The following is a 24,728-nucleotide window of genomic DNA, read 5'->3' as shown; positions in this document are numbered from 1 at the left end:
AATCCGCACGCAGCATACCAATGAACGACAATCGAATCGACACTGGACGAAGCGAGACGGAGCAGGCGATTATGGACGCCACGCTCATCGCCCTTGCGAAACACGGCTACGCCGACCTCTCGATAAAGAGCATCGGCACCGAGTTCGAAAAGAGCACGTCGCTTCTGTACTACCACTACGAGAACAAAGACGAACTGCTCTTGGCGTTTCTCGACTACGTCATCGACCTCTTCGTCGCGACGATCGACCCGAACGCGGAGAACCCAGACGCAGAACTGCGGTCGTTCGTCGAACACGTCCTCCCGCCGGAGCGACCACCGGATGGCGGCGACGTCGAACCCGTCGCACCGCCGGGGATGAACGAACCGGAGATGTTCCAGCGAGCCATCTTCGAACTTCGAACACAGACTGTCCACGACGACGACTACCGCCAGAAGTTCGACGAGATGGAGTCGTACATGATAGACACCATCGCGACGCTCATCCGTCGGGAGATGGAGGCAGGACACTACCGTGAGATGAACGCAGAAGTGATGGCCGAGAACCTGATGGCGTTTCTGTTTCGGAGTCTCGACGTTCGCGTCACCGGAACTCGACCCCAGTCCGCGCACGCGATGCGCGAATCAGTGTACTTCCTTCTCGACAACGTGATGCCGAGCGGAACCGACCACCCGGGCGACGTCGCCACCGCCGACGACGACTGTCGCTCCTGAAGTAGCCTGTTTCTTCGCTGCCGAGGTTACCGGTCGGGATTTTCGACGAAGTCGATGATAGCCTGTGCGCCCTGGAATCCGTCGTCGAGACGCCCCACGAGTTCGCCGTCGTCGAACAAGAGCAGTGTCGGGACGCTTCGGATGGTGTACTCGTCTGCGATGGACATGTCCGTCTTGGGGTTTATCATCGCTACGACCACGTCGGTCGCTTTGGCGACGGTTCCGAGGACCGGCTCGATGCTCTGACAGATGGCACACCCGCTCGTGTAGATGTCGAGGAGGACGCGGTCGTGTTCCGAAACGAGGGCGTCGACCTCGGCTTTCGTCTCGATGCGGACGGGTTTCGTCGGTACTGCGGACGAATCTGTCGAACTCATTGCACGGAATACGTAAGTCTGGTAGTTATGATTTTGGTGAGAACACACAACACACCACATCCGCCCTTTCAGGGGCTGTCCCGCCGTACCACGGGGGAACCCTTTCGTGATGTTTAAGTAACGCCCCCGTCTCGTATCGGATGCAATCGCTGTAGGGGTATCGACCCCGAGTCCGATAGGGCGAAAATAACACGAACGCAGTGTTGCGGTAGCCAAGCCTGGCCCAAGGCGCTGGGTTGCTAACTCAGTGGCGTCAAGCCCCCGGGGTTCGAATCCCCGCCGCAACGCTCACAATACGACTTTCCAAGTCATGAGTGCAGAAGAACCACAGGACGGCTCACCGGAGGAGGGAGAGGATCTCCGTTACTTCATCCGAATTGGTCAGACCGACCTTGACGGAACGAAGACGGTAGAGCGCAGTCTGACGGACATGAAGGGTATCGGCAAGCGCACTGCGCGCATCATCGCCGACGCCGCGGAAGTTGACCGAACGGCGCTGTTCGGTACGCTTCCCGAAGACGAGATCGACGCCGTCGTCGATGTCGTCGAGAACTTCGAGGACCACTCTCCCGAGTGGATGGTCAACCGACAGAAGGACTTCTTCTCCGGTGAGACCGCCCACATCACGGGGTCGGACCTCGAGGAAAAGCGTCGACATGACATCAACCGCATGAAGATGATCAGCTCCTACAAGGGCGTTCGACACCAGCGCGGCCAGAAGGTTCGCGGCCAGCGGACGAAGTCCACTGGACGTACTGAAGGCACCATCGGTGTCAACGTCGAGGAGATCAAGGAGGCGCAGGCAGAAGAATGACGACTGGTAAAAACACCAAGTTCTACGAGACTCCGAACCACCCGTACCAGGGCGAACGTATCGCCCAGGAGGCGGACCTCCTCTCTCGCTACGGTCTCAAGAACAAAGAGGAACTCTGGCGCGCGCAGTCCGAACTGCGCAACATCCGCCGTGAGGCACGACGCCTCCTCGGCGAGGCCCAGGGTGACCCCGAAGAGGCAGAGGCGCTCGGTGCCGAGTTCATGGCACGCCTGCGTCGCTACGGGATTCTGTCGGCGGAAGACGACATCTCCCAGACGCTGCGCCTCGACGTGACGGACATTCTCGAGCGGCGGTACCAGACCATCGCCTACCGTAACGGCATCGGTCAGACGCCGCAGCAGGCACGTCAGTTCATCGTCCACGGACACGTGACGATCGACGGTGCTCGCACGACTGTTCCGTCCCGCAAGGTCGAGATAGACGAAGAGGACACCGTGAGCTTCGACGAATCGTCGCCGCTCTCGGACGAACTGCACCCTGAGCGCGCGGAGGCCCAAGAATGAGCGAATCTGAAACTGGTGACAAGTGGGGAATCGCCCACGTGCACGCATCGTTCAACAACACGCTCATCACGGTGACTGACATCACGGGCGCCGAGACGATCGTCAAATCGTCCGGTGGTTCCGTCGTCAAGCAGAACCGTGACGAGGCATCCCCGTACGCGGCCATGCAGATGGCCGAGAGTGTCGCTGACCAGATCAAGGCAGCTGGCATCTCGGGCCTGCACGTCCGCGTCCGTGGTCCCGGTGGCAACCGTAACAAGAGCCCCGGACCCGGTGCACAGGCAACGATTCGCGCCCTCGCTCGCGCCGGTCTCGAGATCGGTCGCATCGAGGACGTGACGCCGATTCCGCACGACGGAACTCGCGCGCCGAAAAACAGCCGACTCTAACCAACCATGGCAAACGACTTCGAGGTCGAGTTCATCGAACGCGAAGATCGACGCGCACGATTCGTCGCGCGTGGTCTCTCACCGGCGTTAGCCAACGGTATTCGCCGGGCCATGATTGCGGACGTGCCGACGTTCTCTATCGACACGGTGCGGTTCGTCGAGAACACGTCGGTCATGTTCGACGAGATGATCGGGCTTCGGCTCGGTCTGGTTCCGCTGACCACGCCCCTCGACGAGTTCGAGCCCGGTGACACCGTCACCGTCGCGCTCGAAGTCGACGGGCCGGCGACTGCATACTCCGGGGACATCGAGTCCGCGGACGCGATGGTCGTCCCCGCGGACGAGAACGTCCCAATTATCGAGCTGAAAGACGGTCAGCGCCTCGAGTTCGAGGCAGATGCCGTCCTCGGCTACGGGAAAGACCACGCCAAGAACCAAGGTGGGGTCGCAGTCGGCTACCGACACCTCCAGCAAGTGGAGGTCGTCGGCGACGCCGGCGAGTTCGACGAACAAGAACCGAACATTCTCCGCGGCGTCATCGAAGAAGTCGCTGCCGAACACGCCGCCGACGAGGACGCCGAAGACGGTGCCCTCGTGGCGACGAGTGAGTTCGGCAACGACCTGACGAAGCGGTATCCCGGTAAAGAGGTCGAAGTGCACGACGTGCCGGAAGCGTTCGTCTTCAGTGTGGAGACGGATGGCTCCTTCACGGTCGATGAGCTGGTGCTTCGCGCCGTCGCCTCGCTTGGTGACCGCGCAGCCGAGCTCGAAGAAAAGGTCGCACTGTAAGAATGATTACTGCCCCGTACCACCACCGACGTTCGCCCACCCCGCGAGCAGTCAAATCCACCGACAGCGTGGCGTGTGACTGTCTCACGGTGGCCGGTCGGACCGAAGGTGTTTTTACGGGGCATGAAGTACAGCGGAATGCTTGCAGGGATAGCCAAGTCTGGCCAACGGCGCAGCGTTCAGGGCGCTGTCTCATAGGAGTCCGCAGGTTCAAATCCTGCTCCCTGCACTCCGCTTTCTCTCTGGAGGTAGACAATGAGTAAGACGAACCCGAGACTCAACAGTCTCATCGCCGAGCTGAAGGCGGTCTCGCGTGAGTCCGGTGCCAACGTCTGGCAGGATGTCGCGGACCGTCTCGAAAAGCCACGGCGCACCCACGCGGAAGTCAACCTGAGCCGTATCGAACGATACGCTCGTGAAGACGAAACCGTCGTCGTGCCCGGCAAGGTGCTGGGTAGCGGTGTGCTACAGAAAAACGTCACAGTCGCTGCTGTGGACTTCTCGTCCACCGCTCGAACGAAGATCGAGCAGGTTGGCGACGTCGTGACGCTCGAACAGATTGCAGAACAGAACCCCGAAGGGTCCAACGTGCGGGTGATGCGATGAGCCTCGCAGAATTTGACGCCGACGTCGTCGTCGACGCCAAGAACTGCATCATGGGCCGCGTCGCCTCGGAGGTCGCCCAGCGCGCCCTCGCAGGCGAGAAGGTCGCCGTCATCAACGCGGAAGACGCAGTCATCACTGGCTCCGAAGAGGACGTCATGAGCGTCTACCGCAAGCGCGCCGAAGTTGGGTCGGACCAGGGTCCGTACTACCCGAAGCGTCCCGACCGAATCTTCAAACGTGCCATCCGTGGGATGGTCCCGTACAAGAAGCCCCGCGGCCGCGAAGCATTCTCGAACGTCCGCGTCTACGTCGGCAACCCGTTCGACGAAGACGGCGAGATGCTCGACGAAACTTCGCTGGACCGCCTTTCGAACATCAAGTTCATCTCGCTCGGAGAGGTCTCCGAGAAGCTGGGTGCTAACGTCACATGGTAACGAACACGTCCGGTAAGAAGAAGACCGCAATCGCTCGCGCAACCGTGCGCGACGGTGAAGGTCGAGTCCGTATCAACTCCCAGCCGGTCGAGCTGGTCGAGCCGGAGATGGCTCGCCTGAAGATGCTGGAACCGTTCCGCATCGCAGGTGAGGACCTCCGCTCGCAGGTCGACATCGACGTGCGCGTCAACGGGGGCGGCGTGGCCGGTCAGGCCGACGCAGTCCGCACCGCGCTCGCTCGAGGGCTGGTGCAGCATCTCAACGACGCGGAACTTCGCGACGCGTACATGGAGTTCGACCGCTCGCTGCTGGTCAACGACGTTCGCCAGTCCGAACCCAAGAAATGGGGCGGACCAGGTGCGCGCGCTCGCTACCAGAAGTCTTACCGCTGAGGTGATCTAGCCATGATGATTCCCGTCCGGTGTTTCACCTGCGGCAAGGTGATTGGCGAACACTGGGACGAATTCCAGGCCCGTGCTCGCGAGGGCGACGAGGACCCTGCAGAAGTCCTCGACGACCTCGGGGTCACTCGTGCCTGCTGCCGGCGGATGATGGTATCGCACAAAGACCTCGTGGATGTCGTGTCACCCTACCAATGATGCAACGGTACAATCGATACGAGAAAGCCCGCATCCTCGGCGCGCGAGCGCTGCAGGTCTCCTACGGAGCACCGGTGCTCGTAGAGACCGAGCAGACCGAGCCAATCTTGATCGCCGCCGAGGAGTACGATGCAGGTGTCCTTCCGTTCACCGTAAAACGAGAGGGTAAGTGAGAACATGACTCGAATCACATCCGTCTCGCTGCGTCGCGTGCTCGACTCGCGTGGAAACCCGACGGTCGAAGCCGACGTGCTCACCGAATCCGGTGGGTTCGGTCGCGCTGCGGCCCCGAGTGGTGCATCCACTGGCGAGTACGAGGCAATCGAACTTCCACCGACCGAGGCCATCGCAGCGGCCCGTCGCCACGCCGTCCCCCGTCTCGTAGACGAAGTCTACGCGGGTGACCAGCGCGGTGTCGACGCTGCCCTGCGCGGCGCCGATGGAACCGAGAACTTCTCGGAAATCGGCGCGAACAGCGCTGTCGCCATCTCGATGGCGGCCGCGAAGGCTGGCGCAGACGTGCTCGGCGCACCGCTCTACCAGCATCTCGGCGGTGCGTTCCGAGGCGACAACTTCCCGACACCGCTCGGGAACGTCATCGGCGGCGGTGAACACGCCAAAGAAGCGACGAACATTCAGGAGTTCCTCGCCGCACCAGTCGGTGCGCCGAGCGTCTCCGAGGCTGTCTTCGCCAACGCGAAAGTTCACGCCCGCGCGTCCGAGATTCTCGACGAGCGTGGTGTGCCTGCCGCGAAAGGCGACGAAGGTGCATGGGCACCCGCAGTCTCAGACGCCGAAGCGTTCGAGATTATGGACGAAGCGGTCTCCAGCGTCGAGGACGAACTCGGCTTCGAGATTCGCTTCGGGCTCGACATCGCGGCGTCCGAGATGTTCGAAGATGGTGTCTACCACTACGGTGACGAGACGAAGACGACCGACGAGCAGATCGACTACGTCGCCGAGATGGTCGACGAGTACGACCTCGTCTACGTCGAAGACCCACTCGACGAGAACGACTACGAGGGCTTCGCGGAGCTCACCGACCGTGTGGGAGACCGCACGCTGATCTGCGGTGACGACCTCTTCGTCACCAACGTCGACCGCCTGCAGGAAGGTATCGACGTGGGTGCCGCGAACTCCATCCTCATCAAACCGAACCAGATCGGGACGCTCACCGACGCGTTCGACGCCGTCGAACTGGCCTCCCGAAACGGGATGGACGCTGTCATCTCTCACCGCTCCGGTGAGACGGAAGACACGACCATCGCACACCTCGCCGTCGCAACCGACGCGCCGTTCATCAAGACCGGCACGGTGCAAGGCGAGCGAACTGCCAAACTGAACGAACTCATCCGCATCGCGGACGACGCAGTATGAGCGACAACGAAAACGACGCGGTGGAGGTCGCCGACGAGGAACTCGAGACGGAGACCGAAGCGGTCGCCGAGACGAGCACCGACGAGGCCGCCACCGAAGACGAGACAGCAGAGACCGCCGAGGCGGCCGACGAGGCTGCTGAGGCCGAAGAAGCAGAGCCAGAACCGGCCTTCGACGAGGACGTTATGCCCGACGAAGACGCCGACCTGCTCATCCCGGTCGAAGATTACCTGGCCGCCGGTGTCCACATCGGTACCCAGCAGAAGACCAAGGACATGGTTCGGTTCATCCACCGTGTCCGTGACGATGGGCTGTACGTGCTCGACGTGAGCCAGACGGACTCGCGAATCCGCACCGCTGCGGACTTCCTCGCGAACTACAACCCAGAGCAGATTCTGGTTACGTCCTCCCGTCAGTACGGTCGGTTCCCGGCCGAGAAGTTCGCCGACGCTGTCGGCGCACGTGCCCGCACGGGACGCTTTATCCCCGGCACGCTGACGAACCCGGACTACGCTGGCTACATCGAGCCTGACGTGGTCGTCGTCACCGACCCGATTGGTGACGCACAGGCAGTCAAGGAGGCCATCACGGTCGGTATCCCCGTCATCGCGATGTGTGACTCTAACAACCAGACGTCCAACGTGGACCTGGTCGTCCCGACCAACAACAAAGGTCGCCGCGCACTGTCGGTCGTCTACTGGCTCCTCGCCAACGAGACGCTCGACCGCCGTGGCACCGACACCGTCTACGCCCTCGAAGACTTCGAGGCCGAACTGTAGACGGTCCGGTAGTTTCGAACTCGAACTTTTCTGGGACTCACCGAATAGCGGCAGTGCACTCGGTCGGTTTTACGCCTGCACTCGGTCGGTTTTACGCCTGCAATCGGTCGGGTCTGACCCCTCGTGTCCGTCGTCTAGCGGAATCGCCACAAACGGTTTTTCGCGTGCTTGCCATAGAAGTACACATGGGGAAGCTGCTCCACCAGATTACGGTCTCCGAACTCGCAGACGAACTCGACGCCGGCGCAGAGTTCACCGTCGTCGACACCCGCCCGCCGGAGAGTTACGAGGCGTGGCACATCGACGGTGCCGTGAACGTTCCGTACCATCCTACCGATGGCCTCGGCGACGACTGGGACTGGGACCGGGTGGCCGCCCTCGCATCAGAGGGGCCAATCGTCGCCATCTGCGGGAAGGGATTGACCTCCACCTCGTTTGGATTCGAACTCGGTGCGCGTGACTACGACGACGTGACCGTCGTCAAAGGCGGTATGGAAGACTGGAGTAAACTGTACGAGGTGGTCGAACTCGACACGGGCGACGACGACCTGTACGTCGCGCAGGTCCAGCGACGCGCCAAAGGCTGTCTCGGCTACGTCGTCGGGTCTCGGTCGGCACGAGAGGCAGTCGTCGTCGACGCGACCAGACAGCACCACGAGTTCGAACTCGTCGCTGCCGACGCGGGGATGACCATCACCGGCGTGCTCGACACGCACGTCCACGCCGACCACGTCTCCGGGGGGCGGGCACTGGCCGAGCGACTGGGCGTCCCGTACTACCTCGGCGAGCACGCCACGGACCGCGACGTTCAGTACGACTTCACCCCACTCGCCGACGGCGAGACAGTCACAGTCGGAGAGATAGCGATAGAAGCACGCTACGCGCCCGGCCACACCTCCGACATGACGAACTACCTCGTCGATGGCCAGTATCTCTTGACTGGTGACACGCTGTTCGTCGAATCGGTCGGTCGAACCGAGTTGCAGTTCGGTGATGCGGACGCCGCAACCGGCGCAGAACTCCTTTACGACACACTTCACGACAAGATTCTCTCGCTTCCGCCAGAGACACAGATTCTTCCCGGCCACGTCTCTGTCGCCGCCGACGGAACCTACGGCGTCGCGTCGCCGGGCGAACTCGTGAGTACGACGCTCGGAACACTCCACGACTCACTGGACTTGCTCGAACTGAACGAAGAGGCGTTCGTCCACCGCATCGCCGACGACACGCCAGCGAAACCGCCGAACTACGAGCGCGTCATCGCAATCAACACCGGGCACGAGTCGGTCGAAGACGAACAGGAGGCGACGGAACTCGAACTCGGACCGAACAACTGCGCTATCTGAGACGAGGAGACGAAAGAGACGAAGATTCGAAATGAGGCAGAGGCACGAACGCCGACTCGAGCGGTTCAGGGGAGTTCGACCACGCCCAACCGCCCATCGAACAGGTCGTGGTCGAACCACGCCATCCGGCGGTCACTGTACCGAATTTCAGGCCCGAGCGACAGGGACTGCCGGGCGATGTCGATGTCGGTGACGCCGACGAGGAACGCACACGGTCCTTCGCCAACGGCCTCGATACGAGACCCGATTTCGCCGTCACCCGGTTCGCAGAGGGCGAGTGGCGTTCCCGGACAGACCGAGAAGTTGGTGAAGGGACCGTTGATTTCGACTGGTGACGGGTAGCGATAGCGTCGTGCGAACAGGTCGGTGGTCGCGTCGGCGTCACGGGTGGCGACGATGACGGTCCGAAGCCCCCGAAGGGACGTGTTGTGTGAGGTTCGCGGAACGCGATAGTCGCGGGGTGTTCGGTCACGAATCGTAAACGGGAGTCGCAGGTCGTCACCTTCGAAGCACATGTCCCACTCGACGAGTCGGCCATCAGGTCGTTCCCGTGCGGCCTCGTGCGGGCCGTCTACTGGGATGCCGGCGTCGATTGCGGCTTTCGCGCTCGCTGCAACGTCCGGCACTTCCAGACACCATCCGGTTGGGCCGGCGTCGGCAGCGAGGTGGGTGGGCCAGAACCCGGCGTCTTCGGCGTCTGTTCCGAGCGTCGGCGCGATGAGTTCGAGATACGACCCGTCAGGAAACGGAACGACCGCCATGTGCGTGGTTCCGGTGCTGTGTTCGCCGCCGTACGTCGGCGTGAGTCCGACCTCGTTTGCGGCGGTTCGGAGTTCGTACAACTCGAGACCACCGAACGCGACGTGATCGATGGTTCGGTCCATACAGTCTCCACGCGAGGGGGTGTATAGTCTTTAGTGGGCGTTCGACTCCATCGAGAGACGCGCTGTCGTCTCGTCGCTCGTCGGCCGAAGCGTTTTGCCGCCCGCGCCCCTCGATAGCGTATGAACTTCCTTCGAAGCGTCCGGGTAGTCGCAGACGCTTCGGCCACCGGAACGGGGAATATCGACTGGGACGCCGTCAGCGAGGCGGCGAAAGCGGCGGTCGAGCCAGGGTCACTCGACCTCTCTGCGAGCGAGCAGGCTGGATACGCATCCGACGTTCGAGACGCACGTGATCGTCTCTCCGTGGTCGCCGGAGTGGCGTTCGACGTCCCCGACGTGGTCGAAGTACAGAATCGCCATCACTGGATAGACGCCAACGTTGCGACGTTCCGTCGGGTGATGGCTCCGTTCGAAGAACACGGTCCGTCGATTCTCCCGGGATTCACCCGTGCGGTCAACACCGGAACGTTCGCGCTCGTCCTCTCGTTCCTCGGCAACAACGTTCTCGGGCAGTACGACCCACTCCTTCTCGCCGAGGGTGACGACGACCACGGTCTCTACTTCGTCCATCCGAACATCCGCCGCGTCGCGCGCTCACTCGACGTAGACTACCCGCGATTCCGTCGATGGATTGCGTTCCACGAAGTGGCACACGCCGCGGAATTCGGGGCGGCCCCGTGGCTTCCGACGCATCTCGAATCGCGGATGAACCGCGGTATCGACGCACTGGTCGACGGTGACCTCGACCGGGATGCGTTCGCCGAACTCGACACGGCGATGACGGCGGTCGAAGGCTACGCAGAACTCTTGATGGACCGTGCGTTCGACGACGAGTACGAAGACCTGCGCCGCAAACTCGACGAACGACGGCAAGGTGGCGGTCCGATTGCGAAACTCACGAGACGCGCGCTCGGACTCGGCCTCAAGCGCCGACAGTACGAACGCGGCGCTCGATTCTTCGAGCACGTCGCCGACGAACGAGGCGTGGCGGCCGCTTCACGTGTGTGGGACCACCCGGATAACCTGCCGACGAACGCGGAATTGGACGCCCCCGAGCGATGGATCGCTCGGGTATCGCCCTGAGGAGACTGCAACTCCATCAGGGTGCGGACCCGAACCTGAATTACAGGCCGTGCACGCACCTTGGGTAGTACGCAGTGTTGTGTCAGAGGCCCAACCCTAACACCCCCACTGCGTATTCCGGTAGATACCAGGTGGTTGCCCCTGCCCTGGTAACCGGCGATAGAGGGTGTATGCTTATCAGATAAATATTCTGCGATAATATGAATTACGTTTACAAAAGTTTATTTCTGCACACTAGTTGCAATATTGTCACGAGTCTGCTCCTCGCCTGCAACGCATCACGAGCGCCGACATTGACACGCCGGCACTGATACGCTGTCACCGACGATTCACGCTGACGAACTCGCGGCCCCAGTACGAGAGAAAGACGGTGAGGGCGATGCCGAGAACAGTCCCACCGACGAAGGCGATTGCAATCTGGACGAGCGTCGCTCCTGCTGCGAGGGCGATGAACCCGGCAGAGATGCCGACGAGGAGGATGAATCCGACTTTGAGTCGTGTACTCGCGAGTTTGGCTTCGTCGTCGCTCAAACTCGGTCCGACCATCGGTCCTCCGTCGTCGCCACTCTACGGTCACGATTTGGTTCAGACATCCCCCATCTGTTCATGTCGATTCCAGGGAGCGAAGCGATTTCAAACCGATGGCTCGGCCTCAGTGGAACCCTCGGTCGACTTCGTCCGTCTCGATGAGGTCTTCGAGTTCGGACGTCAGCAGGGTGTTTGCGTCTTCGAACTCGTCGGTCAGGTCGTCGAGTCTGTCCGGCCGTGCGTCGAATTCGTAGTCCATCGGCCCGAACGCGGGACTGTCGAGTGCTTCCATCACGTCGGTGAAGAAATCGTCTGGCGTCGTGGGCGCTTCCGAGTGGACATCTATCGCCGCTTCGAGGCGTCGAGCCATAGATTTGGCTTCGTCTTCGTCTTCGGGTGGGCGCTGGACGCCGAATCGTCCGGTGTCGTCGGCGGCCGCTCGGTTCGGGAACAGTGGGTCCAGGTCGTCGTCGATGCGGCGGGCGACTCTCGCGCCGACACCGCGTACCTCGTAGGGGTTCTTCGCGTACGTCTTGAGCTGGTAGACACCGATATCGCGGTGACTGAGAAAGAGGTCTTCTCCGAGTCCCTGACGCCGATTTCCTGCGACGGCGCGCCACCCGCTTGGGTCACGGCCTTCTTCGACGACGTCCGAGAGGATGTCTTGCCAATCTCTGACGCGCATACTCGATGATATCTCGGGGGGAGAGAAAGAACGTGACGGTTACTGTCAGACCACGACGACTCCGAGAGATACAGTCGGGTGACCGACGCCTATTTGCCCGTTCCTCCCCGACGGTTTCGACGTGAATCTGCGCGGTCCACTCGTCGACGTGGGTGACCCACGTGAAGTCGAGACACGATACGGAGAGCGCTCGCTCGCGGAGGTGACGCTGCGTCCCGAACGCGGGACGGCAGACCCCGTCACCGTCACCCTCTGGGGCAAGTGGACGCACGCCGCCGAACACGCCGAACCGGGGATGGATATCCTCGTCACCGACGTGGACGAATCCGAGTACCGTGGTGAGACGACCTACGCGACCGGCAAAGAGTCGTTCGTCGTCGTCGAACCCGATTTCCTCGTGGACGTGACCGACATTCGGTCGTGGGTGCAGTGCTCGCGGATGTACTACCTGAACAAACTCTCGGGCATCCCGCTGAACTACCCGGTGGTGAAAGGGACCATCGTCCACGAGGTGTTCGGTGACTTGCTCCGCGAACGTGACCTCGAATCGTCTATCGAGGAGCGTATCGAAGAACGCGGTCTCGAACTCGGACTCCTCGGCCGCGAAGTGGACGAAGTCGCGGACGAAGTCCGCCGTAACGCCGCCGCAATCGAGGGGTGGCTTTCACAAGGAAAACTCACAGACGAAGACGAGTGGCGCTCTGAGTATACGCTCATCTCGCCGACGTTCGGCATCAAAGGGCGCGCTGACGCGCTTCGCCGAGGCGCACCCGTCGAACTCAAGACGGGGAAGAACCTCAACCGTGACCCGCGATTTCAGGACAAGATTCAGGCCGCCGCCTACGCGCTCATCCTCCACGAGCGAGGCGTCCCGGTCGATACCGGGACCCTCCTCTACACCAAGAACACTACGCTGGACCGAACCGAAGAGTCGGGCGACCTCTCGCCCGCCAAGGATTTCTCTATCGGACGTGGCCTCCTCGAATTCGTCGTCCGCACGCGCAACGAAATCGCCGCGATGGAGTACGACGTGTCGGTGCCCACCGGATACGAAGTGAACTCGAAGTGCGAGTACTGCTTCGAGAAAGACACCTGCATGGTCGTCTCGGGCCGGCTCGGTCAGGAGTCGAAAGCCGGAGCAATCGGGACCCCAGTCCCGGACGAAGAACGCGAGTACTTCGACCGGTTCTACCGCGCCGTCGAAGAAGAGCGCCGAGCAGTCCACGCAGAGTACCGAAAACTCTGGGAACAGTCTGCCGAAGAACGTGCTGACGACGACAGAGCACTCATCGGACTCGAACCGCTGGGCGAAGAAGAACAACCCGACGGAACGTGGGAACTCCGCGCCCGCAAGACCGACGACGCAGTGTCGAAACTCCGCGAAGGCGACGTTGCCCTCGCCAGTGACGGCCACCCCGTCGAGGGACACGGCGAACTCGCGCGCATCGTCGAACTCGGTGACGAAGTCGTCGTCACGACGGACGAACCGGTCGAACTCCGCCGACTCGACGTGTATCCCTCGGAACTCACCACCGACAGACTCCTCACCGCCCTCCACGACGCCGTCTTGAAAGGCTCTCCCGACCGCAAAGACGTGCTGTTCGGACGCCGCGACCCGGAATTCTCGGACCGCTCTGCGGGGACGACCTACATCGACAACAACGAGGCGCAGGACGACGCGGTCAGTCTCGCCGTCGACGCCGACGACGTGGCACTCGTTCATGGCCCACCGGGAACGGGGAAGACCTACACCATCGCTCGAACCATCCGCGCACTGGTCGAAGACGGCAATCGCGTCCTCCTGTCGGCGTTCACGAACCGCGCCGTCGACAACGCGCTCGAAGCACTGCGCGACCAAGGGTTCGAAGACATCGTCCGCGTCGGGAGCGAGAACGGCGTCCGCGACGACATGCTCGACGTTCGACTCTCCCGAAGCGGCGACCCCAACACGCTCGCCGCCGCGTTGCACGACGCGCCCGTCGTCGCCTCGACGACTGCCTCCTGCGGGTCACGCGTGATGCGCGAGCAATCCTTCGACGTGGCGCTCGTTGACGAAGCATCACAACTCACCGAACCGGGGACGCTCGCCGCCACGAACCTCGCCGACCGGTTCGTCCTCGTGGGCGACCACAAACAACTCCCGCCGGTCGTCCGCGCCGAAAACGACCTCCAGAAATCGTTGTTCCAGCGCCTCATCGAGACCTATCCCGAGGCGTCGGTGATGCTCGACCGGCAGTACCGGATGTCCCAGCGGATTCAGGCGTTTGCGTCGGCGGAGTTCTACGACGGCGCACTCCGCCCGGCGACCAGCGAGGTTGCCGCCCAGCATCTCCGTGACCTCGGCGTCGACACCGCTGGCCTGCCCGCTGAACTCACGGACTCGGTGACGTTCGTGGACCCGGATGGCCAGCGCGTTGGCAACACCAACCCCGTCGAAGCGGACCGCGTGGCCGAAATCGTCGCTGCCTACGAAGACGCTGGTGTCGCCTCGGAAGATATCGGCGTCATCGCCCCCTTCCGGGCACAGGTGGCCGAAATCTCACGCCGAACCGACGTGACCGTCGATACAGTGGACCGATTCCAGGGGTCGTCCAAAGAGGTCATCGTCGTCTCGTTCGTCGCGACCGGCGACCTTGACGGGCCGTTGTTCGAGGACCACCGCCGCATCAACGTTGCCCTCACGCGGGCGAAGAAAGCACTCTGTCTCGTCGGCGACGCCGACGCACTCGAATCCGACCCGTTCTACGAGCGGATGTTGCGGTGGGCGCGGCGGTGAGTGGGTGGCAGAGTCGGTACGGAGCGCGACCGGGTTACCTTTCCCACCATCGAGCGCGTCTATCCCCCGGTAGTCGCTGACAACACCCTTCTCATTCTCTACTGCGTCCTCAGCAACTCTCCCTTGATAATTCACAGACTGACTGCCTCACCACAAACCTTATGCACAAGATAATATAATCTACTGCATAATGATTAACCGAGACAGGGAATTGGAATGGGTAACCTCACATCTCACACGGGACGATCGCCAGTTCCTCGTCTTGTATGGCCGTCGTCGAGTCGGGAAAACAACGCTCGTGACGACTGCACTCGATTCGCTCACTCAGGGCACTCTCTATTACCTCTGTGACCAGCGGGGACCAGCACACAATGCAAGGCAATTTGCACGGCACTGTGCGGACCACTTCGATGACGTCCCCCCTGATGTGGACAATTTTCTGGATGCGTTCAGGTATCTCAAGGGACGGGTTGACGGTTCGTTCGTCGTCGCACTCGACGAATTTTCCTACCTCGTGGAATCTGATGAAACCATCCCGTCGGTCTTTCAAACCGTAGTCGACGAGCTATTGGCCGACACAGAGATTTCGGTCGTACTGTTGGGGTCGTCGATTTCGATGATGGAGGAGGGCGTTTTGAGCTACGAGAGCCCGCTGTATGGCCGTCGAACCGGTCAATGGCGACTCGAGCCACTCTCCGCCGGCGACGTGGCGAAATTCTTCCCCCAGTACGATGCTGAGACGACCATTCAGGCGTATAGCGTACTGGGCGGTGTACCTGCGTACTTAGAGCAATTCGATGATGACGATGATTTGTTCACGAACATCGAACGGCATATCCTCTCGAAAGGGGAGTTTCTCTACGAAGAGCCCGAGTTCCTCCTCCGACAGGAACTCCGAGAGCCCACGACGTACATGGCGATCCTCGAGGCGATTGCCAATGGCGCAACTCGTGTGACGGAAATCGCGAACAGTATCGATAAGAATGCGAGCGGAATCTCTCGGTATCTCCAGAACCTCACTCAGTTAGCCCTCGTCGAGCGCGAAACACCAGTCACTGACCCCGACGGACGCGGTGTCTACACATTGACCGACCAGTTCGTCCGATTCTGGTTCCGGTACGTCTCACCGAACCGAGGGACTCTCGAACAAGGTCGAACCGAGCCAGTCCGTGAATCGGTCGCTGAGTCACTTCCGACACACACGAGTTTCGCCTTCGAGGAGGTCTGTCGACAGGCCGTCAGCACGTCTTCGTTCCCCGTCTCTTGTTCTCGGGTGGGTCGGTGGTGGTACGGTGAAGAAGAGATAGACGTCGTTGGGTTGAATCCGGAAACCAACACGCTCCTCCTCGGAGAATGCAAGTGGACGAACACCCCCGTTAGCCGTTCGCTCTTAGACGACCTTGAAGCGACTGAGCCAGAGGTCCGCTGGCAGGGCTCCGACCGAGACGTCGAATATGCACTCTTCTCACGGTCTGGCTTTACTGATGGACTCGTGGATAGTGCAGCAGAGCGTGACGACCTCCATCTTTTCAGCCCCCCGGAGGTGATGGGACTATTCGAAAATGGACCATAAGTGTCTCTGTTGAATCCACCAGCGTCTGGCGGGAATTGTGTGCTGAATAGAGCGGGTGTATTCAGCAGGAATCAATCTCTGGAAGTGGGTTCACCGGTCGTCACGTAGGAACCGCGTTTGGCTCATCAGATGGCTCCCGCATGAGAATGGCTGTAAATAGAAGGACGAAGCAGGTTGGGAGCATTAGTAGTCCGATTGTGAACTGCCAAAATCCGAGTAGGAACAGCCCGATTGCACCGAGAATCGTTGGCCAGAACCGAACCCATATCGCCCCAGCAGCACCCGTCCATCCGAGTGCGATTATCAAAACAAACAGAACGAGACGTGATGTTCGGAAGCGGGGTGCTGGGAGAAGCGCAAGCAGAACGAGTGTCATCAGTCCCACCGCAATAACCGATGCCCCTCGAAGGATTTCCAGTTTAGAGTACCCACTCGCCATAGTATTAGTATGTTGACATGATTATTAGCACTACCGGCGGACTCACGCCCGCTATTCAGCACGCCCTCGCCTACCGACAATACGTCTGCCAGTTCGACAGAGTCGACCCCGCCGCCTCCTTAGCTCACGTCGAGTTCGATATCGTCCTCGCCAATCTCGTCTAAGACCCGCTCGTGGAACTCCCGAAGTGCGGCGCTCTCGTCTTCTGCAAGGACCACGTCGCTCGCCATCAGCGTTGCTAGACCGAACGCCCGCGGCGTCGGCGTCGAAACCTGCTTGTCTACGACCTCCACGTCGCCCGCCTGAATCGCAGTGAGGACCTCCTCGATAGCCGCGAGGTTCAGTTTGTCTTCGAGAATTTCTCTGTACGTCTCTTCCATCACGGCGAACTCGTCTAACTCCTGTGCGAACGACAGCAGCATCTCAGACGAAACCTGTTGCTGGGCGGCTGTCTTCTCGTAGCCCTTGTAGCGCTTCAGAATCATGAGCGAGCGCGTCGCGTTGATGCGGAAGTAGCGCTTCAGGAGGTCGGTTCCATCGAGTGCGGCCCGCAGGTCTTCGCGCACGGTGTCGGGGTCCGCCTCACGGAGGATGGTTCCGAGGTCCACCTTCCGGTTCAGCGGCATCGAGATAGAAAAGCCGTTGTCCGCGACGGCGACTTGGACGTTCGCGTTGGTTCGGCGGGCGCAGTGATACGCCAGCAAGCGCGAGAGGCCGTCGTTGAACTGCCGGCCGTAGGTGCTGTGGACGTAGTAGTGTCTGCGGTACGTCTCGCGGTTGAGTTCTGTTTCGATGACCAGACGCGAGGGGGTCGCCACGCTCTCCGGGCCGGCGTATCGAACCTGCTCGTCGAACATTCGAGTGATGGCGCGGACGCTGTTTTCGTCCAGTGGCCGGTCACGAAGCCACAACCTGACCGCGGGTGCCCCACCCGATTCGAGTTTCTCGACGATGTCGTGTTGGAACTGGGCAATCTCGCGGCCGAGGTCGTACGAGAGCGGGAGTCGCTCGGAGAACCACGACGGGACCGTGGGTCGTTGCGAGGTGCGGTCGACGTACACTTTCGACCCACGGCGATAGCGGTAGGCGAAGTGGTCGCCGCCGAGGACGAACACGTCGCCTTTCTCTAAGGTGTCCAGATATCCCTCGTCGAGGGTGCCGACCCACTGGTCGGCCCCGCGAACAAGCACGTCACAGGTAAACGAGTCAGGAATCGTCCCGATGTTGGTCATGTAGATGACGCGGGCCATCCGCCCGCGTTTGCCCACGAGGGGTTCGCCGACGGGGTACTCCTCGTAGTGGTGTTCGCCGTCCGGCGCGTCGTTCGTATCCCGCCACACCTTCGCGTAGACGTTCTTGTCTTCGAGACCGTCGTAGTCGGCGGTGAGGTAGCGAAACAGGCGCTCGAAGTCGTCGTCAGAGAAGTTGCGATAGGGGTACGCCCGGCGGAGTATCTCTCGCACCTCCGACTCGGGGCGAATCTCGTTGATTGCCATCCCGTAGAGTTGCTGGGATGCCACGTCGAAGGCGTTCTCGGGGATGAACACCCGGTCGACGAACCCCTCTTCGGCTTTCGTCAGCATCACCGCACACTCGACCAGTTCGTCTCTGTCGAGCGCGATGACGCGGCCTTCGACAGTCTGGCCGAGTTGATGGCCCGCCCGTCCGACGCGCTGGAGGAGTGCCGCAACCGATTTGGGCGACCCGACCTGTACCACGAGGTCGATGTGGGGCATGTCGATGCCGAGTTCGAGACTCGTCGAGGTGGTGACCACCCGTAACTCGCCAGCTTTCAGTTGCGACTCTATCTCCTGTCTGCGCTCTTTGGAGAGGCTGCCGTGGTGGCATCCGGAGTTCGTCTCGTCGATGTCTGGATACATCTCGCGGAGGTTGTGCAGGACGCGTTCGGCCCCCGAGCGCGTGTTCGTGAACACGAGTGTGTTCGTGTGCGAGTCGATGAGTTCGTGCAGACGGTCGTAGAACCGCGATTGCACCTCGTCGCGGGGCGTCCGAATCAGGTCGTCAGTGGGGCACTCCAGTTCGATGTCGAAGTCGCGGACGAATCGCGTGTCCACGAGTTCGTACTCCCGTGGCGACCCGTCTTCGTAGCCGACGAGGAACTCCGCGACAGTATCGAGTGGTTCGACTGTGGCAGAACACCCGATACGCGTCGGCGACGACTCGGCGAGTGCTTCGAGTCGTTCGAGCGAGACAGACAGATGCGTCCCGCGTTTGTTCTCTGCGAGACTGTGAATCTCGTCGACGACGACGTACTCGACGGTTCGGAGTTTCTCTTTGAACTTCGGCGAATTGAGCAAGATAGCCAGCGTTTCGGGCGTCGTGTTGAGGATGTGCGGCGTCGTCTCCAACATCTTCTGGCGGTCCGCCGACGAGGTGTCGCCGTGGCGAATCGCGTGTCTGATGTCGATGCTCTCGTCACGCTCGCCGGCGATGTCGGCGATGCCGTCGAGGGGTTCCGTGAGGTTCCGATGGATGTCGTTGGCGAGCGATTTCAGTGGTGAAACGTACAGACAGTACACCGAGTTGTCGAGGCCGTCTGCCGATTCTCTGTCGCGGCGAAACAACTCGTTGATGATAGCCGTAAACGACGCGAGCGTCTTTCCCGACCCGGTCGGGGCGCAGATGAGCGCGTTCTTCTGCTCGTGAATGAGTGGAATCGCGCCGCGCTGTGGCGGGGTGAAAAACCCGCCGTTGCCGGGGACGAACTCGCCGAACTGGTCGACCCACCACTCCTGAACGGCGGGTTCGAGCAGTTCGAGAACGTCCTCGTCGGCGACGCTCACCGACTCGGGGTCGAAGTCGTAGTCGTCCCGCTTCGCAGAGAGGAGGGAACGCCCACGCTGTGTCATTACCACCGGGTTAGCCTCCGCAGGTATGAGGGTTGTGCCATCTCTCGCACACGACTGTTGCAACGAAGGGCTCCCGCATTGACAGTCTTCCACGACGACGAATTCCCACAGCGACGGCCTCTCGCAACCTCTCCGTCGAGGGAGGGCAATGCCGACCATCGCCTTCCGAATCGCAAGAACGAACACAAGGACTAACGCCCGATGCGTGGTATAGTTCCGCATGCGTGTCACATTCCTCGGTACTGGGAGCGCGATGCCCGTCTCGGGTCGGGCACAGACCGGTCTCCTCCTCGAATCTGAATCGAACGCCCTGCTCGTCGATTGTGGCGCTGGCGTCTTGGCCCGACTCGCTGAGACTGACGTGGGCTACGAAGGCGTCTCGTCGGTGCTGCTCACGCATCTGCACCTCGACCACGTCTCGGACCTCATGCCACTCGTCAAGGCGCGATGGCTCGTCGGGGAAGACGACCTGGAAATCGTCGGCCCCGAAGGGACAGAGACGCTCGTCGAGAAACTCCTCGATGCCCACGACTACATGAAAGACCGCCTCGACATTCAGGTTCGAGAAGTCGGGCCGCACGAGTTCGGAATCGCCGGATTCGACGTGATGGGATACGAGGTCCGACACTCGATACCGACGCTCGCCTACCGCTTCACGAACGAATTTGGCGAGGCGGACTTCGTCTTCTCGGGCGACACCGAGGCGTTCGACGGACTCGCGGCGTTCGCTGACGGCGCGAGCGTCCTCGCGCACGACTGCTCGTTCCCTGACGACGTTGACGTCTCGAACCACCCGACGCCCACCAAACTCGGCGAGACACTCGCCGGACACGACATCGAGACGGTGTTTCTCACGCATCTCTATCCGCACGCCGACCGGGTGACAGACGAACTGGTCGCGCGCGTCAAAGACAACTTCGATGGAGAGGTACAGATCGCAGAAGACGGCTTGGTCGTCGAATTCTAAACAGACGGTCGTTCCGTTTCGGTCCGATTACTCGCCGCGAATCACGGTTCCCGGCGACTCGCCGGCGACGAACGCCGAGAGACCGTCGGGGCCGAAGACGTGTGCCGGCGCACCGAGCGCGAGCAACTTCCGAACTTTTGCGGCCATGCCGCCAGTCACGTCTGTCGATTCTGACCCGCCGAGTGCGGCGGCGGCGTCTTCGAACGCCGTTATCTCCGGAATCACCTCGCCCTCGGTGTCGAGGACGCCGGGAACGGTCGAACAGAGGCCGACACGGTCTGCACCGAGACCGGATGCCAGCGAGACCACGAGGTCGTCGCCGCTGACGATGGTCGCACCCTCGCCAGCGTGTGCGATGACGTCGCCGTGGAGAACCGGGACGAAGCCTTCGGCCAGCATCGTCTCGGTGGCGGCGAGAGGGAGCGACAACGACCCATCCTCCGTTCGCGCACCGGCCGAGAGCGGGTGAACCGGGAGGGCGGCGACGCCTCGCTCCGAGAGGGCGTCGAGGACGGCGTCGTTGAGGCGCTTCATCGCATCGTGAATCGCACGGACACCCGCTGTGTCGTGCGTGCCGGTCTCTGAGGAGACACCGTGGTCTGCGGCGTGATGATGACCGAAACTGCCGCCGCCGTGGACGACGACGACCTGTCCCGACGCTGCGAGCGTCGCCACGGCGTCCGCCGCCGCAGCGAGTCCCGCTTCGTCGACTGTCTCGGGTTCGTCTTTGTCGGTGACGACGCTTCCGCCGAGTTTGAGGACGACGAGACTCACGACGACTCCTCCACGGTGTCGTCGGCCTGCGATTCGTCGCTCGCCGTCGAATCGGCGTGCGCTGGCGGTTCTTCCAGGCGCACGCCCTCGGTGGCGAGTTCTGCACGGAAGGCGTCTTCACATCCGGGCGTGAACCGAAGGGCGGTCTGCGTCTCCGGTGTGGGGTCGAGTGCGACGATACAGCCACCGCCGCCCGCGCCGGTCAGTTTCGCGCCGTAGGCACCCGCTTCTCGGGCCGCCCACACCATCGAATCGAGCGACCGCGACGAGACGCCGAGTGCTTCGAGGAGGCCGTGGTTGAAGTTCATGAACCCGCCGAGTTCGGTCAGGAACGCGGCATCCGGGTCGGTCTCCGGGTCTGCATCTGCGAGTAACTCCTCGCCACGGCGGACGATATCACCGATCGTCGAGACGGTGTCGGCGGCGAAACCGTACCGTTCGCGGAGGTCACGGACGCCAGAGACGAGCGCACCGGTGTCGCCCGCGCCGCCGTCGAATCCGATGACGAAGGGGAGTGCAGGCGCGTCGATAGTTCGGCAGTCGTCGCCCTCGACGCGGACGGCCCCACCCATCGCAGAGCAGAACGTATCCGCGCGAGAGGCCTGTCCGTCTTGGACTTCGTGCTCTGCTCGATACGCTCGGTCGGCAATCTCGCGGGGCGTGAGTTCCACGCCGAGTTCGCGTGTCGCGGCGTCGATGCCTGCGACGACGACTGCGGCGGACGACCCGAGGCCGGCACCGAGCGGAATGTCGCTTTCGACGGTGATGTCGAAGCCAGCGTCAGGTGCGTCGGCAGCGTCGCGGGCCTGTTCGACGGCGGCGTCGATGTAGCCCATCGCGGCCTCGACGAGCGGGACTGGAACGTCGATGTCGGGTCTGTCACCGGTCGAACCGCTGTACTCGACGGTGAAGCCGTCGAGACTCAGGTCCTCCGCACGGACCCGAACGTGGTCGTCGTCACGGCGCGAAACGGAGACAGTCGCCCGCCGTTCGACGGCGCACGGCACCGCCGGTTCGCCGTAGACGACTGCGTGCTCCCCGAACAGATACACCTTGCCGGGAGCGCTCGAAACGGTCATGTTCCGGCCTTTCTGTGGGACTCGCTTAAGCGTATCCGACCAGTGTCGTCACTGGCCGGGAGATATCGCAAAAATCGGCGTGATGTGGTGTGTGGAGGGACTCGTGTCGCTCCTCGAACGGTTCAGGCGTCTATCTCGACTTCCTCACGGTCGTCGAGGTCGGCCAGTTCGTCGAGTTCGTCGTCGCCGCCGCGGCCACGGATGTACCGAACCGCTGCTGCGATGCCGACGAGGAGGATGAATCCGAACAGAATCGACATTCCACGTCCGCCTTCGGACTCCGTCTCGTCTTCCTCGGTTTCGATTTCGATGTCGTACTCGGTCTCGGATTCGAGTTCCGCATCGTAATCGTCGTCGGTGCTGCTGGTCTTGCTAAACAGCGGGGCACGGTTGGATGGGCTGAACTCGAAACCGTCGTGCAGGTGGACCTCGAAGAGGGTAAAATCGGCCATACAACTCTCATTACGCTCACAAGACTCATAGTCGTTGTGGAGATTCTCACCGCAACCGCTCGGCAGATTCGTCTGCCTGCATTCGACACCACTCAGTGACGTTTCGTTGTGTTCTTCACACCCGACCCGTGACAGAACGGTATGGACGACGACCGACGTGCTTTCCTCGACGACCTGTTGACGACACCGAGTCCGTCTGGCTACGAGGCCGACGGCCAGCGAGTGTGGGTCGACTACGTCTCGCAGTTCGCAGACGACGTGACTGTCGACGCCTACGGCAACGCCGTGGCAGTCCACGACGGCTCCGGCGACGGCCCCGAAATCGCGTTCACGGGCCACGCAGACCAGATTGGCTACATCGTCCGCGACATCGACGACGACGGCTTCATCCGCATCGGCCCCATCGGCGGCGCAGACCGAACCGTCTCGAAGGGCCAACACGTCACCATCCACGGCGACGACGGCGACGTTCCCGGCGTCATCGGCCAGACGGCCATCCACCTGCGTGACGTGGGAAGCGAAGAGTACGACGAACTCGAAGAGCAGTTCGTCGATATCGGCGTCACGAGCAAGGGCGACGCCAAAGATTACGTCGAAGTCGGCGACCCCGTGACGGTCGAAGCACAGGTTCGTGACCTCGCAGAAGACCGCGTCGCCGCCAACGGGATGGACAACCGCGTCGGAACGTGGTCGGCCGCGGAAGGACTCCGCGCCGCCGTCGAAGCAGACGTGGATGCGACAGTCTACGCCGTCAGCACGGTCCAGGAAGAAGTCGGTGTGCAGGGCGCGAAGATGGTCGGTTACGACCTCGACCCCGACGCGATGGTCGCCGTCGACGTGACGCACGCCACCGACAACCCGGACGTCCCGGGCAAGCGCAAGGGCCCAGTCGAACTCGGAGGCGGGCCGGTCGTCTCCCGCGGAAGCGCCAACCACCCGAACGTCGTCTCGCTCGCCCGCGATGCTGCCACGAAGGCAGACATCGGTGTCCAGCTGCAGGCCGCCGGCATTCGGACGGGGACGGACGCAGACGCGTTCTACACCAGTCGGTCGGGCATCCCGTCGCTCAACATCGGAATTCCGAACCGCTACATGCACACGCCGGTCGAAGTCGTCTCGACGAGCGACCTCGACGACGTGGCCGCACTCCTCGGGTCGATGGCGGAACTCGCAGGCGACGTCGAATCGTTCGGCGTCGAACTGTAACCGCACGTCCAATCTCCTGCGTGATGCCCGTTCTCAGGGCGCAGACTCGCTCCGTGCGTAGTCTTCTCACACGTCTCCGGGCGAAAGAAAACCGTTAAAAGTCGCCAAACGGTGTTTGCACGTATGGCTGGAACTATCGAAGTACTCGTTCCCGGCGGGAAGGCGAACCCCGGTCCGCCGCTCGGCCCGGAACTCGGCCCGACCCCCGTCGACGTGCAGGATGTCGTCTCGCAGATCAACGACCAGACGGCAGCATTCGACGGCATGGAAGTGCCGGTCACCGTCGAGTACGAAGACGACGGCTCGTTCTCTATCGAAGTTGGTGTGCCCCCGACGGCCGCCCTCATCAAGGACGAAGTCGGTTTCGACACTGGCAGCGGCGAACCCCAGAAGGACTTCGTCGCCGACATGTCCATCGCACAGCTGAAGAAGGTCGCAGAGCAGAAGTCCTCTGACCTGCTCTCGTACGACCTCAAGAACGCCTCGAAGGAAGTCGCCGGCACCTGTGCATCGCTCGGCGTCACCATCGAGGGTGAGGACGCTCGAACGTTCAAAGAGCGCATCGACGGCGGCGAGTTCGACGACCAGTACGACGACTAATCGTCTCGCCACGTCGAATCGCCCTTTCCGTCGGGCCGACCACTCGGCCCGCTTTCTCTCTCAGA

General features: G+C 62.0%; 27 protein-coding genes and 2 tRNA genes. 21 read left to right on the top strand and 8 right to left on the bottom strand.

Going from position 1 to position 24,728, the window contains the following annotated elements; translation table 11 throughout:
- The first annotated feature begins 20 nt into the window (after nucleotides 1-20).
- On the top strand, nucleotides 21-713 hold the full coding sequence (locus ACK3SC_RS15320) for a TetR/AcrR family transcriptional regulator (protein ID WP_416841068.1): 693 nt from the start codon (nucleotides 21-23) through the stop codon (nucleotides 711-713).
- Between the two features lie 26 nt (nucleotides 714-739).
- On the opposite strand, the gene ACK3SC_RS15315 is transcribed toward ACK3SC_RS15320, so the two are convergent.
- The gene (locus tag ACK3SC_RS15315; protein ID WP_416841067.1) at nucleotides 740-1,090 is read right to left on the bottom strand and encodes a thioredoxin family protein; all 351 of its coding nucleotides are present in this window, start codon (nucleotides 1,088-1,090) and stop codon (nucleotides 740-742) included.
- A 202-nt stretch (nucleotides 1,091-1,292) separates the two neighbouring features.
- Between ACK3SC_RS15315 and ACK3SC_RS15310 the strand changes: the two genes are divergently transcribed.
- From ACK3SC_RS15310 to ACK3SC_RS15245, 14 genes are all read left to right on the top strand, one after another.
- Nucleotides 1,293-1,377 (top strand) — tRNA-Ser (locus ACK3SC_RS15310).
- A 23-nt stretch (nucleotides 1,378-1,400) separates the two neighbouring features.
- On the top strand, nucleotides 1,401-1,904 hold the full coding sequence (locus ACK3SC_RS15305; protein WP_416841066.1) for a 30S ribosomal protein S13: 504 nt from the start codon (nucleotides 1,401-1,403) through the stop codon (nucleotides 1,902-1,904).
- On the top strand, nucleotides 1,901-2,428 hold the full coding sequence (locus tag ACK3SC_RS15300) for a 30S ribosomal protein S4 (protein ID WP_416841065.1): 528 nt from the start codon (nucleotides 1,901-1,903) through the stop codon (nucleotides 2,426-2,428). Before ACK3SC_RS15305 ends, ACK3SC_RS15300 begins: the two co-directional genes overlap by 4 nt.
- Nucleotides 2,425-2,817, top strand: coding sequence for a 30S ribosomal protein S11 (locus tag ACK3SC_RS15295; protein ID WP_008320582.1), 393 nt, complete (start codon nucleotides 2,425-2,427; stop codon nucleotides 2,815-2,817). The genes ACK3SC_RS15300 and ACK3SC_RS15295 overlap by 4 nt, the downstream gene beginning before the upstream one ends.
- Nucleotides 2,818-2,823: 6 nt before the next feature.
- On the top strand, nucleotides 2,824-3,606 hold the full coding sequence (locus ACK3SC_RS15290) for a DNA-directed RNA polymerase subunit D (RefSeq protein ID WP_416841064.1): 783 nt from the start codon (nucleotides 2,824-2,826) through the stop codon (nucleotides 3,604-3,606).
- A 144-nt stretch (nucleotides 3,607-3,750) separates the two neighbouring features.
- A tRNA-Leu gene (locus ACK3SC_RS15285) sits at nucleotides 3,751-3,835 on the top strand.
- Between the two features lie 26 nt (nucleotides 3,836-3,861).
- On the top strand, nucleotides 3,862-4,212 hold the full coding sequence (locus tag ACK3SC_RS15280; RefSeq protein ID WP_411963819.1) for a 50S ribosomal protein L18e: 351 nt from the start codon (nucleotides 3,862-3,864) through the stop codon (nucleotides 4,210-4,212).
- On the top strand, nucleotides 4,209-4,646 hold the full coding sequence (locus ACK3SC_RS15275; protein ID WP_416841063.1) for a 50S ribosomal protein L13: 438 nt from the start codon (nucleotides 4,209-4,211) through the stop codon (nucleotides 4,644-4,646). Before ACK3SC_RS15280 ends, ACK3SC_RS15275 begins: the two co-directional genes overlap by 4 nt.
- The gene (locus tag ACK3SC_RS15270; protein WP_058572137.1) at nucleotides 4,640-5,038 is read left to right on the top strand and encodes a 30S ribosomal protein S9; all 399 of its coding nucleotides are present in this window, start codon (nucleotides 4,640-4,642) and stop codon (nucleotides 5,036-5,038) included. Before ACK3SC_RS15275 ends, ACK3SC_RS15270 begins: the two co-directional genes overlap by 7 nt.
- 12 nt (nucleotides 5,039-5,050) lie before the next feature.
- Complete coding sequence (locus ACK3SC_RS15265; protein WP_151113665.1) at nucleotides 5,051-5,245, top strand: DNA-directed RNA polymerase subunit N; 195 nt, start codon at nucleotides 5,051-5,053, stop codon at nucleotides 5,243-5,245.
- Nucleotides 5,242-5,418: a DNA-directed RNA polymerase subunit K gene (locus ACK3SC_RS15260; protein ID WP_151113663.1), complete on the top strand. Its 177-nt coding sequence runs from the start codon at nucleotides 5,242-5,244 to the stop codon at nucleotides 5,416-5,418. The genes ACK3SC_RS15265 and ACK3SC_RS15260 overlap by 4 nt, the downstream gene beginning before the upstream one ends.
- A 4-nt stretch (nucleotides 5,419-5,422) precedes the next feature.
- Complete coding sequence (gene eno / locus ACK3SC_RS15255; RefSeq protein ID WP_416841062.1) at nucleotides 5,423-6,622, top strand: phosphopyruvate hydratase; 1,200 nt, start codon at nucleotides 5,423-5,425, stop codon at nucleotides 6,620-6,622.
- Nucleotides 6,619-7,401 (top strand): 30S ribosomal protein S2, encoded by a 783-nt coding sequence (gene rpsB, locus ACK3SC_RS15250; protein WP_151113659.1) that lies wholly within the window; start codon nucleotides 6,619-6,621, stop codon nucleotides 7,399-7,401. Before eno ends, rpsB begins: the two co-directional genes overlap by 4 nt.
- Before the next feature lie 185 nt (nucleotides 7,402-7,586).
- Complete coding sequence (locus ACK3SC_RS15245; RefSeq protein ID WP_416841061.1) at nucleotides 7,587-8,747, top strand: MBL fold metallo-hydrolase; 1,161 nt, start codon at nucleotides 7,587-7,589, stop codon at nucleotides 8,745-8,747.
- 65 nt (nucleotides 8,748-8,812) lie between these two features.
- Here the strand turns inward: ACK3SC_RS15245 and ACK3SC_RS15240 are convergent, their stop codons facing one another.
- Complete coding sequence (locus ACK3SC_RS15240) at nucleotides 8,813-9,631, bottom strand: VOC family protein (RefSeq protein WP_416841060.1); 819 nt, start codon at nucleotides 9,629-9,631, stop codon at nucleotides 8,813-8,815.
- Between the two features lie 120 nt (nucleotides 9,632-9,751).
- Here ACK3SC_RS15240 and ACK3SC_RS15235 point away from each other — a divergent pair, with 120 nt between their 5' ends.
- Nucleotides 9,752-10,714 carry a zinc-dependent metalloprotease gene (locus tag ACK3SC_RS15235; RefSeq protein WP_416841059.1) on the top strand — a complete coding sequence of 321 codons (963 nt, stop codon included), beginning with the start codon at nucleotides 9,752-9,754 and terminating at the stop codon, nucleotides 10,712-10,714.
- A 318-nt stretch (nucleotides 10,715-11,032) separates the two neighbouring features.
- Here the strand turns inward: ACK3SC_RS15235 and ACK3SC_RS15230 are convergent, their stop codons facing one another.
- Together ACK3SC_RS15230 and ACK3SC_RS15225 are read right to left on the bottom strand one after the other, a co-directional pair.
- On the bottom strand, nucleotides 11,033-11,260 hold the full coding sequence (locus ACK3SC_RS15230) for a hypothetical protein (protein ID WP_416841058.1): 228 nt from the start codon (nucleotides 11,258-11,260) through the stop codon (nucleotides 11,033-11,035).
- 106 nt (nucleotides 11,261-11,366) lie between these two features.
- Nucleotides 11,367-11,927 (bottom strand): hypothetical protein, encoded by a 561-nt coding sequence (locus ACK3SC_RS15225; protein WP_416841057.1) that lies wholly within the window; start codon nucleotides 11,925-11,927, stop codon nucleotides 11,367-11,369.
- 121 nt (nucleotides 11,928-12,048) lie between these two features.
- Here ACK3SC_RS15225 and ACK3SC_RS15220 point away from each other — a divergent pair, with 121 nt between their 5' ends.
- Together ACK3SC_RS15220 and ACK3SC_RS15215 are read left to right on the top strand one after the other, a co-directional pair.
- Nucleotides 12,049-14,703, top strand: a complete 2,655-nt coding sequence (locus tag ACK3SC_RS15220) for an AAA domain-containing protein (protein ID WP_416841056.1) — start codon at nucleotides 12,049-12,051, stop codon at nucleotides 14,701-14,703.
- A 190-nt stretch (nucleotides 14,704-14,893) separates the two neighbouring features.
- Nucleotides 14,894-16,276: an ATP-binding protein gene (locus ACK3SC_RS15215; protein ID WP_416841055.1), complete on the top strand. Its 1,383-nt coding sequence runs from the start codon at nucleotides 14,894-14,896 to the stop codon at nucleotides 16,274-16,276.
- Nucleotides 16,277-16,834: 558 nt separating this feature from the next.
- Here the strand turns inward: ACK3SC_RS15215 and ACK3SC_RS15210 are convergent.
- Nucleotides 16,835-19,585: an ATP-dependent helicase gene (locus tag ACK3SC_RS15210; protein ID WP_416841054.1), complete on the bottom strand. Its 2,751-nt coding sequence runs from the start codon at nucleotides 19,583-19,585 to the stop codon at nucleotides 16,835-16,837.
- Nucleotides 19,586-19,805: 220 nt separating this feature from the next.
- Here ACK3SC_RS15210 and ACK3SC_RS15205 point away from each other — a divergent pair, with 220 nt between their 5' ends.
- Nucleotides 19,806-20,552 (top strand): MBL fold metallo-hydrolase, encoded by a 747-nt coding sequence (locus ACK3SC_RS15205; protein ID WP_416841053.1) that lies wholly within the window; start codon nucleotides 19,806-19,808, stop codon nucleotides 20,550-20,552.
- A 27-nt stretch (nucleotides 20,553-20,579) separates the two neighbouring features.
- On the opposite strand, the gene ACK3SC_RS15200 is transcribed toward ACK3SC_RS15205, so the two are convergent.
- From ACK3SC_RS15200 to ACK3SC_RS15190, 3 genes are all read right to left on the bottom strand, one after another.
- Entirely contained in the window at nucleotides 20,580-21,326 is a 747-nt protein-coding gene (locus ACK3SC_RS15200) for an isopentenyl phosphate kinase (protein WP_416841052.1), read from the bottom strand.
- The gene (gene mvk, locus ACK3SC_RS15195) at nucleotides 21,323-22,405 is read right to left on the bottom strand and encodes a mevalonate kinase (protein ID WP_416841051.1); all 1,083 of its coding nucleotides are present in this window, start codon (nucleotides 22,403-22,405) and stop codon (nucleotides 21,323-21,325) included. Before mvk ends, ACK3SC_RS15200 begins: the two co-directional genes overlap by 4 nt.
- Before the next feature lie 122 nt (nucleotides 22,406-22,527).
- Complete coding sequence (locus tag ACK3SC_RS15190) at nucleotides 22,528-22,857, bottom strand: hypothetical protein (protein ID WP_416841050.1); 330 nt, start codon at nucleotides 22,855-22,857, stop codon at nucleotides 22,528-22,530.
- 141 nt (nucleotides 22,858-22,998) lie between these two features.
- On the opposite strand from ACK3SC_RS15190, the gene ACK3SC_RS15185 reads away from it, so the two are divergent.
- A complete protein-coding gene (locus tag ACK3SC_RS15185; RefSeq protein WP_416841049.1) occupies nucleotides 22,999-24,063 on the top strand; it encodes a M42 family peptidase in 1,065 nt (354 codons plus the stop codon).
- A 123-nt stretch (nucleotides 24,064-24,186) separates the two neighbouring features.
- Nucleotides 24,187-24,663 (top strand): 50S ribosomal protein L11, encoded by a 477-nt coding sequence (locus tag ACK3SC_RS15180; protein WP_416841048.1) that lies wholly within the window; start codon nucleotides 24,187-24,189, stop codon nucleotides 24,661-24,663.
- The last annotated feature ends 65 nt before the right edge of the window (nucleotides 24,664-24,728 follow it).

Origin of the sequence: Haloferax sp. DFSO52, assembly GCF_048158745.1 — an archaeon.
Taxonomy (GTDB): domain Archaea; phylum Halobacteriota; class Halobacteria; order Halobacteriales; family Haloferacaceae; genus Haloferax.
Note: the sequence above shows the minus strand (reverse complement) of the source record. Positions and strands in the feature narration are given on the sequence as shown.